At 66.4% G+C, this 15,508-nt stretch carries 18 protein-coding genes and 1 pseudogene; all 19 read left to right on the top strand.

Features of this window, described 5'->3' with window-relative positions; genetic code table 11:
* The first annotated feature begins 94 nt into the window (after positions 1 to 94).
* The 19 genes and pseudogenes from AC1DK4_RS06690 to AC1DK4_RS06600 all read left to right on the top strand — a co-directional run bounded on the left by AC1DK4_RS06690 (position 95) and on the right by AC1DK4_RS06600 (position 15,501).
* The gene (locus tag AC1DK4_RS06690) at positions 95 to 568 is read left to right on the top strand and encodes a hypothetical protein (RefSeq protein WP_441616351.1); all 474 of its coding nucleotides are present in this window, start codon (positions 95 to 97) and stop codon (positions 566 to 568) included.
* Positions 569 to 947: 379 nt separating this feature from the next.
* Positions 948 to 1,397: a terminase gene (locus tag AC1DK4_RS06685; RefSeq protein ID WP_441616349.1), complete on the top strand. Its 450-nt coding sequence runs from the start codon at positions 948 to 950 to the stop codon at positions 1,395 to 1,397.
* Positions 1,390 to 2,666: pseudogene (locus AC1DK4_RS06680) on the top strand (terminase large subunit domain-containing protein). Before AC1DK4_RS06685 ends, AC1DK4_RS06680 begins: the two are co-directional and overlap by 8 nt.
* A gap of 1 nt (position 2,667) precedes the next feature.
* A complete protein-coding gene (locus AC1DK4_RS06675; RefSeq protein WP_441616347.1) occupies positions 2,668 to 4,104 on the top strand; it encodes a DUF4055 domain-containing protein in 1,437 nt (478 codons plus the stop codon).
* A 3-nt stretch (positions 4,105 to 4,107) separates the two neighbouring features.
* Positions 4,108 to 5,172 (top strand): phage minor head protein, encoded by a 1,065-nt coding sequence (locus AC1DK4_RS06670; RefSeq protein WP_441616345.1) that lies wholly within the window; start codon positions 4,108 to 4,110, stop codon positions 5,170 to 5,172.
* 75 nt (positions 5,173 to 5,247) lie between these two features.
* Positions 5,248 to 5,853, top strand: a complete 606-nt coding sequence (locus AC1DK4_RS06665) for a hypothetical protein (protein ID WP_441616343.1) — start codon at positions 5,248 to 5,250, stop codon at positions 5,851 to 5,853.
* A gap of 14 nt (positions 5,854 to 5,867) precedes the next feature.
* A complete protein-coding gene (locus AC1DK4_RS06660) occupies positions 5,868 to 6,839 on the top strand; it encodes a major capsid protein (RefSeq protein ID WP_441616341.1) in 972 nt (323 codons plus the stop codon).
* A 48-nt stretch (positions 6,840 to 6,887) separates the two neighbouring features.
* On the top strand, positions 6,888 to 7,109 hold the full coding sequence (locus tag AC1DK4_RS06655; RefSeq protein ID WP_441616339.1) for a hypothetical protein: 222 nt from the start codon (positions 6,888 to 6,890) through the stop codon (positions 7,107 to 7,109).
* A 65-nt stretch (positions 7,110 to 7,174) separates the two neighbouring features.
* On the top strand, positions 7,175 to 7,639 hold the full coding sequence (locus AC1DK4_RS06650; protein WP_441616337.1) for a DnaT-like ssDNA-binding protein: 465 nt from the start codon (positions 7,175 to 7,177) through the stop codon (positions 7,637 to 7,639).
* Entirely contained in the window at positions 7,636 to 8,007 is a 372-nt protein-coding gene (locus AC1DK4_RS06645; RefSeq protein ID WP_441616336.1) for a hypothetical protein, read from the top strand. The genes AC1DK4_RS06650 and AC1DK4_RS06645 overlap by 4 nt, the downstream gene beginning before the upstream one ends.
* 2 nt (positions 8,008 to 8,009) lie before the next feature.
* Positions 8,010 to 8,417, top strand: a complete 408-nt coding sequence (locus AC1DK4_RS06640; RefSeq protein WP_441616334.1) for an HK97 gp10 family phage protein — start codon at positions 8,010 to 8,012, stop codon at positions 8,415 to 8,417.
* Positions 8,414 to 8,875 carry a phage tail terminator-like protein gene (locus AC1DK4_RS06635; protein ID WP_441616332.1) on the top strand — a complete coding sequence of 154 codons (462 nt, stop codon included), beginning with the start codon at positions 8,414 to 8,416 and terminating at the stop codon, positions 8,873 to 8,875. Before AC1DK4_RS06640 ends, AC1DK4_RS06635 begins: the two co-directional genes overlap by 4 nt.
* A gap of 61 nt (positions 8,876 to 8,936) precedes the next feature.
* Positions 8,937 to 10,163, top strand: coding sequence for a phage tail tube protein (locus tag AC1DK4_RS06630; RefSeq protein ID WP_441616330.1), 1,227 nt, complete (start codon positions 8,937 to 8,939; stop codon positions 10,161 to 10,163).
* Positions 10,164 to 10,250: 87 nt separating this feature from the next.
* Positions 10,251 to 10,667 (top strand): hypothetical protein, encoded by a 417-nt coding sequence (locus AC1DK4_RS06625; RefSeq protein ID WP_441643326.1) that lies wholly within the window; start codon positions 10,251 to 10,253, stop codon positions 10,665 to 10,667.
* A gap of 50 nt (positions 10,668 to 10,717) precedes the next feature.
* Entirely contained in the window at positions 10,718 to 11,014 is a 297-nt protein-coding gene (locus AC1DK4_RS06620; protein WP_441616326.1) for a phage tail assembly chaperone, read from the top strand.
* A gap of 4 nt (positions 11,015 to 11,018) precedes the next feature.
* Positions 11,019 to 13,892 carry a phage tail tape measure protein gene (locus AC1DK4_RS06615; protein WP_441616324.1) on the top strand — a complete coding sequence of 958 codons (2,874 nt, stop codon included), beginning with the start codon at positions 11,019 to 11,021 and terminating at the stop codon, positions 13,890 to 13,892.
* Positions 13,893 to 13,895: 3 nt separating this feature from the next.
* On the top strand, positions 13,896 to 14,552 hold the full coding sequence (locus AC1DK4_RS06610) for a hypothetical protein (RefSeq protein WP_441616322.1): 657 nt from the start codon (positions 13,896 to 13,898) through the stop codon (positions 14,550 to 14,552).
* Positions 14,549 to 15,100, top strand: a complete 552-nt coding sequence (locus tag AC1DK4_RS06605; protein ID WP_441616320.1) for a hypothetical protein — start codon at positions 14,549 to 14,551, stop codon at positions 15,098 to 15,100. Before AC1DK4_RS06610 ends, AC1DK4_RS06605 begins: the two co-directional genes overlap by 4 nt.
* A complete protein-coding gene (locus AC1DK4_RS06600; RefSeq protein ID WP_441616318.1) occupies positions 15,100 to 15,501 on the top strand; it encodes a DUF6950 family protein in 402 nt (133 codons plus the stop codon). Before AC1DK4_RS06605 ends, AC1DK4_RS06600 begins: the two co-directional genes overlap by 1 nt.
* The last annotated feature ends 7 nt before the right edge of the window (positions 15,502 to 15,508 follow it).

Here is a 15,508-nt window from a genome sequence, read left to right as displayed (position 1 = left end):
ATTGGGCGGTCCTATCGCGGGTCGACTGGACTTCGCTGGGCGCACGCGTTCGTTCCGCTAGAATCTTTCCTCCGACAAATGAGGAGAAGACCTGGTGGGAACATTCGAATCAGCAAGAACTAGCCTAGGCTACGCCGTGACCAAAGCGGCAAAGACGATTGACGACCTCCGAAGCCAAGCGGAGGAGGTGAGGAAGGCAGCAGCTGAGGCTCTCGATGTTGCGCCTGAACTCGTCTTCCTGGCAAACAACGAGAGCGGCAGCGTCCACAAGGTCAAATCGAGGCACGAACTTACCGAGTTCAGGGGTGATGGCGGACTCGATTTCGCTATCCTTGTCGAATGCTATATTCAGAGCGTTGGCACCGTTGAAATGACGGTCGATGTGAGCCTAAAAGAGACTCGGTACGGTATCGAGGTTACATGCTCGGGCGAGAGTTATGCTGTTCCCAACGGTGGAGTCGAACACACTGCGCAACGGATCTCATTTCTTGTGAATAGGGCCGCTTTAAGTTGGACCCCTTCCCTTTCTGAAGTCGCAGAGAAGAAGTTCAAGCAGGTCAGAGTCTGAGACACTCGCAAGCAAATAGAAGCCCGTACTAGCGGGCTTTTTCTTTTGGAGCGGCCATGTTCTCACCTCTTGCATTCGCCTTGTGGCTCGGCGTCTGGGTGCGGGCGTGCTGCCCGGCCATCGCGGCAGAACCGCATCCCCTGGGCGACAGCACCGAGCCCCAATCCTGAATTCGTGTCCCTGCGGGCACAACCGTCTCGATAACAGTCGAGGTCACCCCCGGCCGGCGGTGGGGCAAAACACCGGCAGCCGCTGACGTGAGCGTAAGCCATGTCTCCTCCCCCGCAGTGGGGCTTTCTGGCGACGGGCAGCGGCACCCCCCCAATCTCACACACGCGGAGTCGATGCCGGCGGCGTCGTTCCCTGAGGGACCGCGCATATGGCAAGACCTTCCAGTTTCAAGCCGGAGTTTGCTGAGCAAGCCCGGAAGCTGACCCTACTCGGCGCCACCAATGACGAGCTCGCCGACTTCTTTGGCGTGAGCACCGCCACCCTGCGGAAGTGGAGCGCCGACTACCCCGAGTTCCTGCTCGCCATAAAAATGGGCAAGTCGCTGGCCGACGCCAACGTGGCGGAGCGGCTCTACCAGCGCGCATGTGGCTTCGAGCACGACGATCTCGACATCCGGGTGGTGGGCGGCAAGATCCGCAAGACCAAGATCCGGAAGTACTACCCGCCTGACACCGCGGCGGCGTTCATCTGGCTGAAGAACCGCCAGCCGGCGAAGTGGCGCGACAAGACGGACCCGAAGGATGGGGACGACGTGCCGCCGCCGGTATCGGTCACGGTCAACGTGCACGACGCCAGCAAGCCCGAGCCCAATGCCTAGCCTCAACGTCCCGCAGTCGCGCTTCCTGGCGCTGCCGCACAAGTTCAAGGCGTTCGTGGCGGGCTTCGGCTCGGGCAAGACGTGGGTGGGCGGCGCCGGGCTGTGCCGGCATGCATGGGAGTTCCCGCGCATCAATGCCGGCTACTTCGCGCCGACCTACGGCCAGATCCGGGACATCTTCTATCCCACGATCGAGGAAGTGGCGGCCGACTGGGGCCTGATCGCGAAGGTGAACACCTCCAACAAGGAGGTTCACCTGTACAGCGGGCGCCGGTACCGCACCACGATCATCTGCCGGTCGATGGACGACCCGGGCAAGATCGTCGGCTTCAAGATCGGTAAGGCGCTGGTCGACGAGCTCGACGTCATGCGCAAGATCGAGGCAGAGACGGCGTGGCGCAAGATCATCGCGCGGATGCGCCAGGTCGCGCCCGGGCTGCTGAACGGCATCGACGTCACGACGACGCCCGAGGGCTTCAAGTTCGTCTACGAGCAGTTCGTCAAAGCGGTGCGGGAGAAGCCCGAGCTGCGCGCGCTCTACGGTCTGGTGCAAGCCAGCACCTACGAGAACGCCAAGAACCTGCCGGACGACTACATCTCGTCGCTCCGCTCGTCCTACCCGGCGCAGCTGATCGCGGCCTACCTGAAGGGACAGTTCGTCAACCTGACGGCCGGCAGCGTCTATGCCGAGTTCAACCGGCGCTGAACCACACCGACGAGGCGATGGCGGAGGGCGAGCCGCTGCATGTGGGCCTCGACTTCAACGTGCTGAAGATGGCCGCGATCATCTACGTTATCCGTGGTGGCCGGCCCCGCGCGGTGGCCGAGCTGACTGGCGTGCGCGACACGCCGGAGATGGCGCGCCTGCTGAAGGAACGGTACCGGGACAAGGGCCACAACGTGGTGATCTACCCGGACGCCAGCGGCCGCGCCACCAGCAGCAAGAGTGCCAGCGAGTCGGACCTGTCCATCCTGCGCGCGGCTGGCTTCCTGGTGCGCGTGGGCACGACCAACCCGGCGGTGAAGGATCGCGTCTCGTCGGTCAATGCCCTGATCCTGAACGACCAGGGCGAGCGCCGGTTGCTGGTCAACACGCACCTGTGCCCGGTCTACACCGAGGCGCTGGAGCAGCAGCCCTACGACAAGAACGGCGAGCCCGACAAGACTACCGGGCACGACCACCCGAACGACGCCGGCGGCTATCCGCTGGTCAACCTGTGGCCGATCGTCAAACCGACGGCCCAACGCACGAAGCTCCAAGGCGCCTGACATGCCCGTTGACACCAAGCACCCCGACTACACCGCGGCCCTGCCCAAGTGGCAGAAGTGCCGCGACCTGGTCAAGGGCGAGGAAGCCGTGCATGCCAAGGGCGAGGTCTACCTGCCGAAACTGTCGGGCCAGGACGACGACGCGTATGGCGCGTACAAGATGCGCGCCATGCTCTACAACGCCACTGGCCGGACGCTGGAGGCGCTGACCGGCCTCGTGTTCCGCCGGCCGCCGACACTGGAGCTGCCCGCTGGCATGGCCGCGGTGCAAGACGACGCCGACAGCGCCGGCACGCCGCTGCTGACGCTCTGCGAGCGCGTCGTGGACGAGCTGCTGCAGGTGGGCCGCTTCGGCCTGCTGGTCGACTATCCGACGCAGCAGAACGGCGCGATCACCGTCGGCCAGGCCGAGAGCATGGGCCTGCGCCCGTTCGCGGCGGTGTACACGACCGAGGCGATCATCAACTGGTCGACCGGCCGTGTAGGCAACCAGACCGTGCTGACCCAGGTGGTGCTGGTCGAGTCGGTCGAGGTGCGGACCGACGAGTTCACGGTGGAGTCCAAGCCGCAATACCGCGTGCTGGACCTGCTCGACGGCGTCTACCGCGTGCGCTTGTACCGTCCCGACATCGCACAGAACGTGCCGGTGAGCGAGATCTTCCCGCTGATGCAGGGCAAGCCGATGGGCTTCATCCCGTTCGTGATCTGCAACCCGAACGGCATCAGCTGGGTGGTGGCCAAGCCGCCGATGCTGGACCTGGTCAACGTCAACCTGTCGCACTACCGCGGCACGGCCGACTATGAGCACGGCCTCCACTTCACCGGCCTGCCGACCGCTGTCATCACCGGGCACTCGTCGCAGGGCGTGAATGACGACGGCACGGTCAGCAATGAGATGTGGTCCATCGGCTCGGGCGAGGTGTGGGTACTGCCCGAACAGGGCGCCAATGCGTTCTACCTCGAGTTTCAGGGCGCCGGCCTGACGCAGCTGAAGGACGCGCTGCAGGGCAAGATCGAGATGATGGTGACGCTCGGCGCGCGCATGCTGGCGCAGGAGAAGAAGCAAGCCGAGGCCGCGCAGACAGCCGAGATCCACCGATCCGGCGAGAACAGCGTGCTGGCCTCGGTGGCCAACGCGGCCAGCGCGGCGATCACCCGCGCGCTGGAGTGGATGCGCGACTGGATGGGGCAGGGCGGTGACGTCGGCGCGCGCCTGAACACCGACTTCCTGCCCACCGGCCTCACTGCGCAGGAGATCACGGCGCTGGTGGCTGCGTGGATGCAGGGGGCGATCAGCTGGGAATCGCTGTTCGACAACCTGGTGCGCGGTGAGGTGGTGGCCGACGGCACCACGGCGGACGACGAGCGGGCGCGGATCGATGCCGGCATGCCTGCGCTGGCGCCGCGCTCGGCCACGCCCCCGGCTGGCGGGGAGTAACCCATGCCGCGCAACCTCTCGGAGATCCTGGCTGCGCAAGCTGTCTCCCGGCAGCTGGACCTGAATCGTGTGATCGGCCACGAGTCCAACCTCGTGCTGACGGTGATGGAAGGCCTGCTCGCCGACGTCGAGAAGAAGATCGGCGCCCGAGCGCTGACCGACTTCCAGAAGGACCGGCTGAATCGCCTGCTCTCCGATGTGCGCGGGCTGGTGTCCGACAGCTACGACCAGATGCAGGGCGACCTGTTCGGCGATCTGAAGGATCTGGGCCAGCAGGAGACGAAGTGGGTGCTGTCGAGCACGAACGGCGCCGTTGGCGTCGACCTGATGCAGTCGCTCGCGCCCACGGTCACACTGCGCGCGCTGGTGGATACCGGCCTGTTCCAGGGCGCGCCGCTGGGCGATTGGCTGGCGCGGCAGGCTGGCGACACCGCGTTCCGCTTCGTCAACGAGATCCGCATGGGCGTGGCCGCTGGCGAGACCAACGCCAAGATCGTGCAGCGCATCGGTGGCTCGACGCGCAAGGGCCTGACCGGCGTCATCGAGACCAGCCGGCGCAATGCGGAGGCGCTGGTGCGCACGGCGGTGCAGACGGTCAGCAACCGTGCGCGCGAGCTGACGTGGGCAGAGAACGACAGCCTGGTGAAGGGCAAGCAGCAGGTCAGCACGCTGGACGGCCGCACGTCGGACATATGCATCGCCTACTCGGGCGCGTCGTGGGACCTGCAAGGCAAGCCAATCAACGGCACCGTGCTGCCCTACAACGGCGGGCCGCCGCGGCACTTCAACTGCCGGAGCACGATCATCCCGCTCCTGCGGTCGTTCCGTGAGCTGGGGCTGGATGCGGACGAGTTCTCGCCCAGCACGCGCGCCAGCATGGACGGGCAGGTCGCTGCCGACCTCTCGTTCTCGGACTTCCTCGCCGGCAAGGGCAAGGCGTTCCAGGACGAGGCGCTCGGCAAGGGCCGCGCCGAGATGTGGCGCACTGGAAAGATCACGCTGGCGCAGCTGCTCGACCAGCGCGGCAATCCGCTGACGCTGGTGCAGCTGCGCGCCAAGTACGAATAACCGACGCCCGCCGGCCGAGCCGCGCGGGCGTTTTTCATTGGGGCCGAGCCCCGCAACCCATCCCTGAGGGAAACCATGCCACTGGACCGCAAAGACCCCGAGGTCATCGCACTGATCGAGGAAGTGACGGCTGCCGCGACCGAGGCGCTGAGCGCCAAGAACCGCGAGCTGCTGGGCGAGGTCAAGACGCTGAAGGTGAAGGCCAAAGGCGCCGAGATCGACCCGGCAGAGCACGCCGCTCTACAGCAGCAGATCGAGGACCTGACGGCCAAGCTGGACAAGGCCGTGAAGGACGGCGCCAAGACGGTCGAGAAGCTGACGCAGGACCTGGCCACGAAGGACGGCGCCCTGTCGCAGCACCTGATCGACGGCGGCCTGACCGACGCGCTGGCGAAGTCCGGCGTCGCCCCGCAGTTCATGGACGCGGCCAAGGCCCTGCTGAAGGGCGCGGCCACGATCAAGGACGGCGCGGCGGTGATCGGCGACAAGGCGCTCGGCGATCACGTCAAGGAGTGGGCGGCCAGCGACCAAGGCAAGCACTTCGTTGCGGCGCCTGCGAACGGTGGGGGCGGTGCCCCCGGTGGCAACGGCAACAACAATCCCCCGGCGGGCAACATGGGCGGCACGCGCGAAGAGCGCAAGGCAGCCCTCGCCGCCAAGTATCCCGAACTTCAGAAATAGCGAGGTCTTGAATCATGTCCCTGTCGCAAATGCAGGTCTTCAACAAGTACTTCATGCCCGCGATCATCGAGACGCTGGCGCAGGAAGTCGACAAGTTCAACGCCGCATCGCGCGGCACCATCCGGCTGACCACGGACGGCTTCGAGGGCGACTTCCTGCAGGAATCGTTCTTCGCGTCGATCCACTCGGCCCGCCGCCGCGTGAACCGCTACGCCGCGCAGGCCGCCGCCACGGCGACCGACCTGACGCAGCTCAAGCGCTCGTCGGTGAAGATCGCCGGCGGCTTCGGCCCGATCCGCTACGAGCCGTCGCAGATGACGTGGCTGGAGAAGCCGAGCGCCGAAGGCATCGAGGTGGCCAGCCGCAACTTCGCCGAGGCGCTGCTGCAGGACCAGCTCAACACCGCGATCGCGTCGCTGGTCGCGGCCCTGAGCAACGTCGCTGCGGTCACCAACGACGTGAGCGCGACTGCCGGCATCAGCCAGGGCGTGCTGAACAGCACCTATGCCAAGTTCGGCGACCGCTCGCCGCTGATCCTGGCCAACGTGATGACCGGCGAGGTCTATCACAAGCTGATCGGCCAGAACCTCACCAACGCCCAGAATCTGTACGCGGCCGGTGGCGTGCAGGTGATCGACATCCTGGGCCGCGCGCACATCGTCACCGATGCGCCGGCGCTGTACCAGGCAGGCACGCCCAACAAGCAGAAGGTGCTAGGCCTGGTGGATTCGGCCGCGATCGTGCATGACGGCAGCGACGTCATCACGAACATCCAGACCACCAACGGCCAGACGCGCATCGAGACCACGATGCAGATCGACTACTCGTTCGCGCTGGGCCTGAAGGGCTTCACGTGGGACGAGGCCAACGGCGGCAAGTCGCCGTCGGACGCGGCGCTGGCCACTGGCACCAATTGGGACCAGATCGTGACCAGTATCAAGGACGTTGCCGGCGTGATCGCCATCGGCGACCAGTCCAAGAACTGATGACCCCGGGCCCTTCGGGGCCTGGCCATCGCACTGACGAGAGCGACCATGGAAAAAGAAGTGAACGACATCTGGTATCTGGCGGGCCCGTTCTTCCGCTACGAGCAGGACGTGAAGGCCGAGGCGCGCCGCGCTGGCCTGCGCATCATCGACGCCAACGTGACCGACGACCGCACCGGCGAGGCCGACAAGGTGCCGAAGGTCACCCTGAAGCCGGAGTACCGACCGGCCAAGCCCGAGGCCGACAAGGTGCTGAAGGATCCCGCCTGATCAGCGTCTGCTGACCATTGCCGCTTCTGACGGGGCGGCTCTGGTGAGCTGATGAAGGAACGAACATGGCAATCGTTGTCGAAGACGGCACCGGCAAGCCCGATGCTAATAGCTACGTGAGCGTGGCCGAGGCTGACGCCTACCACGCGGATCGCGGTAATACCGCCTGGGCCAGCGCCACGGCCAAAGAGGCCAAGCTGATCAACGCCACCGCCTACGCGGACAGCATGTATCGCTTCCAGGGGCAGGCGGCCGGCACCACGCAGGCGCTGGAATGGCCGCGCGCTGGCGTGACTGGCATCCCGAAGCGCGTGAAGGACGCAGTGTGCGAGCTGGCGCTGCGCGCGCTGGCCGGGCCGCTGGCTGCGGACGTCAAGCCCGACCAGGTCACCGAGACGACTGTCGGCCCGATCACCAAGAAATACGGCGCCCAGCGCAACGACGGCCGCGTGCGCTATCCGCTGGTCGACGGCCTGCTGCGCCCGCTGCTGCTGGTGACGGGCGGCAATGTCCCGCTCCTGCGCGTATGACGATCTACGATGAAATGGCCGCGATGGCCGACGAGCTGCTGCGCGAGTTCGGCAAGGCGCTGGTGCTGCGCCGCGTGACGGCCGGCACCTATGACCCGGGCTCGAGCTCGGCCCAGCCGGCAACCGCCGACTATCCCGCGACCGGCGCTCTGTTCGACTATGCGCTGCTGGCCGCCGGCCAGACGTTCCTCGCCGACACGGTGATCCAGGTGGGCGACAAGCAGTGCCTGATGTCGCCCGCCGCCGTGCCGCTGCCTGTCACTGGCGACTTGGTGATCGACGGCGCCGACACGTGGCAGGTGCAGAACGTGAAGGCGGTGAACCCGGCCGGCACCCCGGTGCTGTACGAGTTGCACGTGAGGCGCTGACCATGGCCCAGAACGACGAGTTCCGGCGGAAGTTCGCCGCCTTCGTGGAGCGCGCCAAAGGCAATCAGCAGCAGGTGGTGCGCAAGGTCGGGCTGGACCTCCTGAGCAGCCTGGTGCTCAAGTCGCCAGTCGACACGGGGCGCTTTCGCGGCAACTGGCAGGTGCAGTACGCGCTGGCACCCAAGACGCTCGATCTGGTGGACCGCGCCGGCACGTCGACGATCTCGGCCGCCGCGCTGGACCTCTCGCATCTCCAGGTCGGCGAGACGGTCTACCTGATCAACCATCTGCCGTATGCCGTGCCGCTGGAGTACGGCCATTCGCAGCAGGCGCCCGCCGGCATGGTGCGCATCACCCTGACCGAATTCGACCAGTACCTGACCCGCGCGGTGGGAGATCTGAAGCAATGAGCAATGCACTGGTGCGCAAGGGCCTGGAGACGCGGCTGAACGCCATGGCCCCGGCGCTGGCCACCGCCTGGCAGAACGTCTCGTTCAAGCCCCCGCCGGGCACGCCGTATCAAGAGGTGCACCTGCTATGGGGCGCGCCTGAGAATCCAGCCTTCGGCAGCTATTACCGTGAGGTGGGCGTGTTCCAGGTCTCGCTGATGTATCCGCAAGGCACTGGGCCGGCCGCCGCAGATGCGCGCGCCGCCGCGGTCCGTGACTGGTTCAAGCGCGGCACCACCATCCACGTCTTCCCGGACGGCGCCTCGATGGTGCTCGACTTCGTGAACCAGGTGTACCAGCTCGATCCGGGCCTCGACGTCATCATCGAGCGCACGCCGGCCATCGCCGACGGTTACCAGGACGGCGACCGCTGGCGCGTGCCGATCAGCATCCCATTCTTCGCCAGCGTCTCGGGTTGACGCCGGCCAGCATCATCAACGCCTCGCCTCGCGCGGGGCATTTCTTTTTTGGAGCAAGAAAATGCCCAACGCAAAGGGGTTGTTCAAGCAGCTGCGCTACAAGGTGCAGTCCGGGCAGGGCGTGGCGGCTGGCACGAGCGGGGGGCAGATCCTGCGCCGCGTCACCTCGGACCTGTCGCTCACCAAGGACACCTACCAGTCCAACGAGATCCGGTCCGACCAGCAGATCTCCGACTTCCGGCACGGCGTGCGCCGCGTGGGCGGCACGGTCAACGGCGAGATCTCGCCCGGCACCTACGCCGACATGCTCGCAGCCATCCTGCGCCGCGATTTCGCCGCTGTGACGGCCATCGCCGGCGCCAGCATCACCATTGCGCTGGGCTCGGTGTTGGGCAACGTGCAGACCTACACGGTCACGCGCGCGGCCGGCTCCTACCTGACCGATGGGATCAAGGCTGGCGACGTCGTGCGCCTGACCGCTGGCGGCTTCAACGCGGCCAACATCAACAAGAACCTGCTGGTGCTGTCGCTGACCGCGCTGGCGCTGACTGTGATGCCGCTGAACGGCGTGGCGCTCGTCGCCGAGGGCCCGATTGCCAGCGCCACGGTCACCGTGCCGGGCAAGAAGACTTTCGTGCCGACCAGTGGGCATCTGGACAAGTACCTGACGTTCGAACACTGGTTCGCGGACATCGCGCAGTCCGAGCGCTTCGTCGACTGCAAGCTGGCGCAGCTCGACATCAACCTGCCGGCGACCGGCATGGCCACGGTGGCAGCGCAGGTGCAGGGCCTCGACATGGTCGCGGGCACCTCGGCCTACTTCACGGCGCCCGCGGTGGAAACAACGGCCGGCACGGTCGCGGCGGTGAACGGCGTGCTGCTCGCCTCGGGTGCGCCGGTGGGCCTCGTCACCGGCCTGAGTGCGTCCATCAATGCGAACCTGACCGGCGACCCGGTGGTCGGCCAGAACACGCTGCCGGACCTGTTCCCGGGGCGTGTGGTGGTGACTGGCCAGTTCACGGCCTACTTCCAGGATGGCGTGCTGCGTGACGCCTTCGTGAATGAAACCGAGATGGCCATCGGTGCGGTGTTGACCACCAGCGGCGCGGCCGCCGCCGACTTCATCGGGCTGAACATGGCGCGCGTGAAGCTGGGCAGCGCAGGCAAGGACGACGGCGAGAAGGCGCTGATCCAGACCTTCAGCTACCAGGCACTGCTGGCCATCAACGGCGGCGCCGGCACGTCCAGCGAGAAGACCACCATCTCGGTGCAGGACTCGCTCGCGTAAGACGAGCGGTCGGGACAGAGCTCCCACCCATGGGCAGTTCGCGGGCCGGCAATTGTGCTGGCCCGCATCTTTTTGGAGCAATGGAACATGGAACAGAACACGACCGCGCCGTCGCGCTCGATCGCATCCCTCAACCTGGTCAAGGCGAGCGAAACAGGCTTCGAGTTCGAGCTGAAGAGTTCCGGCGGCGAAGGCCTGGGGGTCTTCATTACCGTGCGCGGTGACCACTCCGACACGGTGAAGGCGGCCAACCGCAAGCAGATCAACGAGCGGCGCGAGCGCGCTTTCGTGGCGGCCAAGAAGGGCGAGGCCCTCGGGCCCGATCCGGTGGAGGACGACGAGGCCCGCGCGATCGAGGGCGCCGTGCTGCGCACGATCAGCTGGCGCGGCCTGGACGAGCCGTGCACGCCCGAGAACGCGCGTCTGCTGCACACCGTCAACCCGGAGGCGCGCGCGCAGGTCTACGCCGCCGCGGCAGAGTCGGGAAATTTTTTGAAGGCCTGACGACCGAGATCGTTGAATACGCGAAGCATCAGGCGGCGCTGGACGAGCGCTTGCCTGATGGGTCGACCGTCAGGCAGAACCTCGAATCGGTGGCGCGCCAGATCGGTCGCCGCCCCGAGGGGCTGGACGGCCCCGTGCTCCCCCCGGCTGGATTCCAGGTCTGGGAATGGTTCATGGAGCTGAACAACACGCGCCAGGCCGGCATGGGGCTGCCCCCCATCACCTACCCCGACATGCAGGCGTTCTTCAGCATGATCGGCGAGCACCCGGCGCGCTGGCAGATCACGGCGATCCGCCGCCTCGACGCTGTGGTGCTGGCCGCCGCAGCAAAACGCACCAAGGCATAGAAAAATGGACATCGCATCCCTCGGCATCGCCATGGATACCGCCGGGCTGAAGCGCGGGGAAGATGCGCTCAACCGGGCGACCCAGACGGCGGGGCGCACGGCCGATGCCATGGACAAGGTCGGCACCAGCGGCAGCAAGGCGTCGGACGGCATCGGCGGCACCGGTGCGGCAGCCGACGGCGCGCGCGTGTCGCTGGACCGATACGACCAGTCCGCGCGCCAGGCCGGCCGCTCGATGGACGACCTGCAGGAGAAGAACCGCTCGTTCACGGACTCGCTGAAGGACTTCGCCATCGGCGCCACGGCGCTCAACGCCGTCGGCCAGGCGGTGCGCGGGCTGATCGACGGCCTGGCCGAGATCCCGAAAGGCGTGTTCGATTCCGTCCGCGCCATGGCGGAGCTGCAGGCGCAGGTCGACAAGATCACCGTGGGCCTGAAGTTCTCGAACGGCGGCGACGCGGCGACCGGCGCGCGCGATCTGTCATTCCTGCGGGACGAGGCCAACCGGCTCGGCCTGGACCTGAACGTCGCGGCCAATTCCTTCGTGAAGCTCTCCGCCGCTGCGCGCGAGACGACGCTCGAAGGGAAGGGCGCGCGGGACATCTTCCTCGCCATTAGCGAGGCGTCGGCGGTCATGCACCTGTCGGCCACTGAGTCGGAGGGCGCGCTGCTGGCCATCAGCCAGATGATCAGCAAGGGCACGGTGCAGTCCGAAGAGTTGCGCGGCCAGCTCGGCGAGCGCTTGCCTGGCGCGTTCCAGACCGCGGCGCGCGCGGTGGGCGTCACGACGGCCGAGCTGAGCAAGATGCTCGAGCAGGGGCAGGTGATCTCGTCCGACTTCCTGCCCAAGTTTGCCGCCCAGCTGCGCAAGGAGCTGGCCGGCTCGGTGGAGGAAGCGGCGAACAGCACGCAGGCCTCCCTCGGGCGCATCGACAGCGCATGGACGGACCTGAAGCGCACGGTGGCCGACTCCGGGCTCGGCCAGGCCGCCGCTGCCCAGCTGAACATCCTCACGGACGCCATGAACGACGTGACGTCGTCGATCCGGCGCGCGAAGACGGAAGGCGCAGGCTTCTGGGGGCAGCTCGGCGCCGGCACAGGCGCTGTAGGCCGCTTCCTGAACCCGGTCAACGCGTTCGGCTATGACGCGCAGTCGCTGAAGGGGTTGCAGCAGCAGCGCGACCAGCTGATGGCCGACCTGAAGGATCCCAGCCTGGACGTGTTCCAGCGCGGGCAGAAGGGCTACAACCTCCAGCAGCTGCAGAAGCGCCTGGCCGAAGCGCAGGCGGTCGCTGAACAGCAGCGAGTGACGAACACGCCGAATCTGTCCGACGTGATGGGCCTGGGCGTCGACCAGCGCAAGCAGGATGAGGCGGAGGCGCGTACGCGCAAGTTCCTGACCGACGGGAAGAACCTCACGAAGGCCGAGAACCGCGACAAGGACCTGAAGGAAGTCGACGACGGCTTTAAGACGGCCACCGCCGGCATCGAGAAGGGCAGCGACCTGTACGACAAAGCCGTCGCAGCGGCGGCCGCGCGCAAGCAGGAGATCTGGGACAAGTACAACAAGGCGGGCAAGTCCGCCAGTTCCAGCGCGCAGCAGAATGTCCTGGGCGGCGAGATCGCGCAGCTCGAAGGCAGGGCCCGGCAGCGCGAGGCCATCCTGAAGGGGGAGCTGACCGACCTGGAGACGCTGCGCAACCAGGGCCTGCTGTCAGAGCGCGAGTACATCGAGAAGAGCTTCGACGCCAAGCAGCGCGCGCTGATCGACGAGAAGGTGATCGCCGAGAAGCAGGCCGACGTCGCCGGCGGCCGGAAGCAACTCGCCGAGCGCGAGCGCTATGCCGCCAAGGTCGAAGAGATCGAGGAGAAGCTCGCCAACAGCGAGAAAGAGCGCGCGAAGGCGCTCAGCGAGGTCTACAAGAAGCTGGAGGACTCCCGCAAAGAGGTGATGCTCAATGTGGCGGCCTACGCCGCGTCACGCGACCGGGAGGCAAGCCGGGATCTCGGCAGCCTCGGGCTGGGCGATAACGCGCGCGAGCTGAACCAGATCCTGGCGCGCACGGAAGAAGAGTTCCGTCGCCAGCGCGAGACCCTGACAAAGCGCGCGTCCAAGTCCGGCCTGCTGGATACGCAGGAGTACAAGGATTCTCTCTCCGAGCTGGATTCGGCCATGCAGGCGCAGCTGGAGCGCGAGCGCGGCTACTTCCAGCAGCGCCTGGACATGCAGTCGGATTGGACCATCGGCGCGTCGCGCGCGTGGGAAAACTACCGCGATTCGGCTGCCAACGTGGCCGGCCAGGTGGAAAGCCTGTTCTCGCGTGCGTTCTCGTCGATGGAAGACGCACTGGTCAGCTTCGCAATGACCGGGAAGCTCAACTTCAGCGATTTCGCCAAGTCGGTGATCTCGGACCTGATCCGGATCCAGACGCGCGCGGCGCTGTCGGGGCTGTTCCAGATGGGTCTGAGCGCGCTGGGCAATTCGGTGCTTGGCGCCTATGGCGATGCGACGGGCACGTCGGTCGGCGGCGTCTACGGGCCGGAAACGCAGGCCGGGCTGGACAACCTGGTCGCAAGCGCGAGCACGCGCGCGGGTGGCGGCGGCATGCAAGAGGGGCTGCCGTACCTGGTGGGCGAGCAAGGCCCGGAGATCGTCGTACCTACATCTTCCGGAAATGTCGTTCCGAATCAGTTGCTTGCAAAGCAGGCTGCGCCAGCCGCCGCGCCGTTGTCGATCGAGTTTCACAACACCTACAACATCGACAGCCGGACGGACCGCGCGGACGTGATCGCCGCGATCCAGCAGAGCCAGCAGCAGACGAAGGCCCAGATTCTGGACAGCATCAATCGCGGCGGGCAGTTCGCGCCCAAACGGTAACCCATGGCAATCCTGACCTTTCCAGACGACATCCTGCCGTCCAGTGCCATGTTCGGCCTGCAGTCCAACACCGAGAGCTTCACGTCGCCGCTGAACCGGGCGACGCAGACCGTGGAGCGGCCGGGCGCGCTGTGGAAGGCGCGCCTGACCTTCACCACGATGAACCTGCAACAGCAGCGACGCCTGAAGGGGCTGCTGGCCGCGCTCAATGGCATGGCGGGCCGGATCTACCTCTGGCCCCACGGTTCGCCGGTGGCGGACATCGCCGCGACGCCGCCGGCCGCGACGATGATCCTGGACTTCATCAACCAGTCCTACCAGATCAACGGCAACCCGGTGGTGAACGGCGCGCTCTCCGACTTCCGGCTACTGCCGACGAAGTACTGGCCGGCCGCCACCATCGTGCTGCGCGCGGGCGAGTTCCTCGAAGTGGGCGGTGAGCTGAAGATGGTGACGGCGGACGTCACGAGCGACGCGGCCGGGCTGGCGTCGGTTCCGGTGGCGCCGCCATTCCGCAAGGCGCCGGCCAACCTGGCGGTAGTGACTCTCGACAAGCCGAAGGCACTGATGCGGCTCGCCAGCGACGTGTGGGAATTCGTGAGCACGCCGGCCTGGCGGCATGAATCCTTCTCCGTGGACTTCATCGAGGTTCCCTCATGACGCGCGCGCTCGACATCGCGACCGCGGCCGCGGTCACGGCGGGGCATGTTCCGCACCTGTTCTTCGCGCAGATGGATTTCACGCAGCCGCTGCGCGTTTGCAGCGCCGGCTACAACGTCGACTGGAACGGGTACACGTGGCTCGGTGCTGGCATGCTGGGACGCATCGAGCCGATTCAGGAGCAAGCCACTTTAGAGGCGACGGGCGTGCGGATGACTATCTCGGGTGTCCCGACCGAGGTAATTGCTATCTCGCTCGCGGAACAGTACCAAGGTAAGCCCTGTCAGGTCTGGTTCGCGCCATTGGGCGAGGACTTGCAGATTGCCTATCAGCCCATGCGGATCTTTAGCGGCCGTATGGACACCATGTCAACCGAGGTGGGCGACACCGCGACGATCACGGTGACGGCGGAGTCAAGGATGGTGTCCTGGGACAAGGCGCGGGTGCGGCGGTACAACAACGAGGACCAGCAGAGCCGGTATCCCGGCGACCGGGGACTCGAGTACACGCCGCAGATGGTTGAGAAGCAGCTCATGTGGGGACGTTGATGGTGCGATTGGAAGACTGGCCGCGGCGCCTCGCTGCATTCATTGAAGCCCGCCAAGCGCGGGCTTTTTCATGGGGCGACAGTGACTGCTGCCTGTTCGTGTGCGACGCGATCGAGGCAATGACCGGCGCCGACCCCGGCGCGCGGTGGCGCGGCCTCTATGCGAGTGAGAAGGGGGCGCGTCGCGTGCTGCGAGACAACAGCGGTGTGACTGGTATCGCAACCATGGTGCTGGGAGCGCCGCAGCCGCCTGCGCTGGCGGGGCGCGGCGACGTGGTGCGGATCGATACACCCTACGGGGAAGCCCTCGCCGTGTGCCTCGGAGGCTTGATCGCGGCACAAGGTCTGAACGGCATCGAGTTTCTTGCGGCGTCCGAGGCGAAAGCCGCGTGGAAGGTATAGGGAGAGC

Source organism: Cupriavidus sp. 05N38 (assembly GCF_056397345.1).
The sequence above is the reverse complement of the archived record's forward strand: the minus strand, read 5'-3'. Positions and strand labels throughout refer to the sequence as shown.

Excerpts from the sequence above, each read along its gene's own strand:
- AC1DK4_RS06685 (WP_441616349.1), top strand. The coding sequence starts at position 948 with ATGGCAAGACCTTCCAGTTTCAAGCCGGAGTTTGCTGAGCAAGCCCGG.
- AC1DK4_RS06675 (WP_441616347.1), top strand. The coding sequence starts at position 2,668 with ATGCCCGTTGACACCAAGCACCCCGACTACACCGCGGCCCTGCCCAAG.
- AC1DK4_RS06670 (WP_441616345.1), top strand. The coding sequence starts at position 4,108 with ATGCCGCGCAACCTCTCGGAGATCCTGGCTGCGCAAGCTGTCTCCCGG.
- AC1DK4_RS06665 (WP_441616343.1), top strand. The coding sequence starts at position 5,248 with ATGCCACTGGACCGCAAAGACCCCGAGGTCATCGCACTGATCGAGGAA.
- AC1DK4_RS06660 (WP_441616341.1), top strand. The coding sequence starts at position 5,868 with ATGTCCCTGTCGCAAATGCAGGTCTTCAACAAGTACTTCATGCCCGCG.
- AC1DK4_RS06655 (WP_441616339.1), top strand. The coding sequence starts at position 6,888 with ATGGAAAAAGAAGTGAACGACATCTGGTATCTGGCGGGCCCGTTCTTC.
- AC1DK4_RS06650 (WP_441616337.1), top strand. The coding sequence starts at position 7,175 with ATGGCAATCGTTGTCGAAGACGGCACCGGCAAGCCCGATGCTAATAGC.
- AC1DK4_RS06645 (WP_441616336.1), top strand. The coding sequence starts at position 7,636 with ATGACGATCTACGATGAAATGGCCGCGATGGCCGACGAGCTGCTGCGC.
- AC1DK4_RS06640 (WP_441616334.1), top strand. The coding sequence starts at position 8,010 with ATGGCCCAGAACGACGAGTTCCGGCGGAAGTTCGCCGCCTTCGTGGAG.
- AC1DK4_RS06635 (WP_441616332.1), top strand. The coding sequence starts at position 8,414 with ATGAGCAATGCACTGGTGCGCAAGGGCCTGGAGACGCGGCTGAACGCC.
- AC1DK4_RS06630 (WP_441616330.1), top strand. The coding sequence starts at position 8,937 with ATGCCCAACGCAAAGGGGTTGTTCAAGCAGCTGCGCTACAAGGTGCAG.
- AC1DK4_RS06625 (WP_441643326.1), top strand. The coding sequence starts at position 10,251 with ATGGAACAGAACACGACCGCGCCGTCGCGCTCGATCGCATCCCTCAAC.
- AC1DK4_RS06615 (WP_441616324.1), top strand. The coding sequence starts at position 11,019 with ATGGACATCGCATCCCTCGGCATCGCCATGGATACCGCCGGGCTGAAG.
- AC1DK4_RS06610 (WP_441616322.1), top strand. The coding sequence starts at position 13,896 with ATGGCAATCCTGACCTTTCCAGACGACATCCTGCCGTCCAGTGCCATG.
- AC1DK4_RS06605 (WP_441616320.1), top strand. The coding sequence starts at position 14,549 with ATGACGCGCGCGCTCGACATCGCGACCGCGGCCGCGGTCACGGCGGGG.
- AC1DK4_RS06600 (WP_441616318.1), top strand. The coding sequence starts at position 15,100 with ATGGTGCGATTGGAAGACTGGCCGCGGCGCCTCGCTGCATTCATTGAA.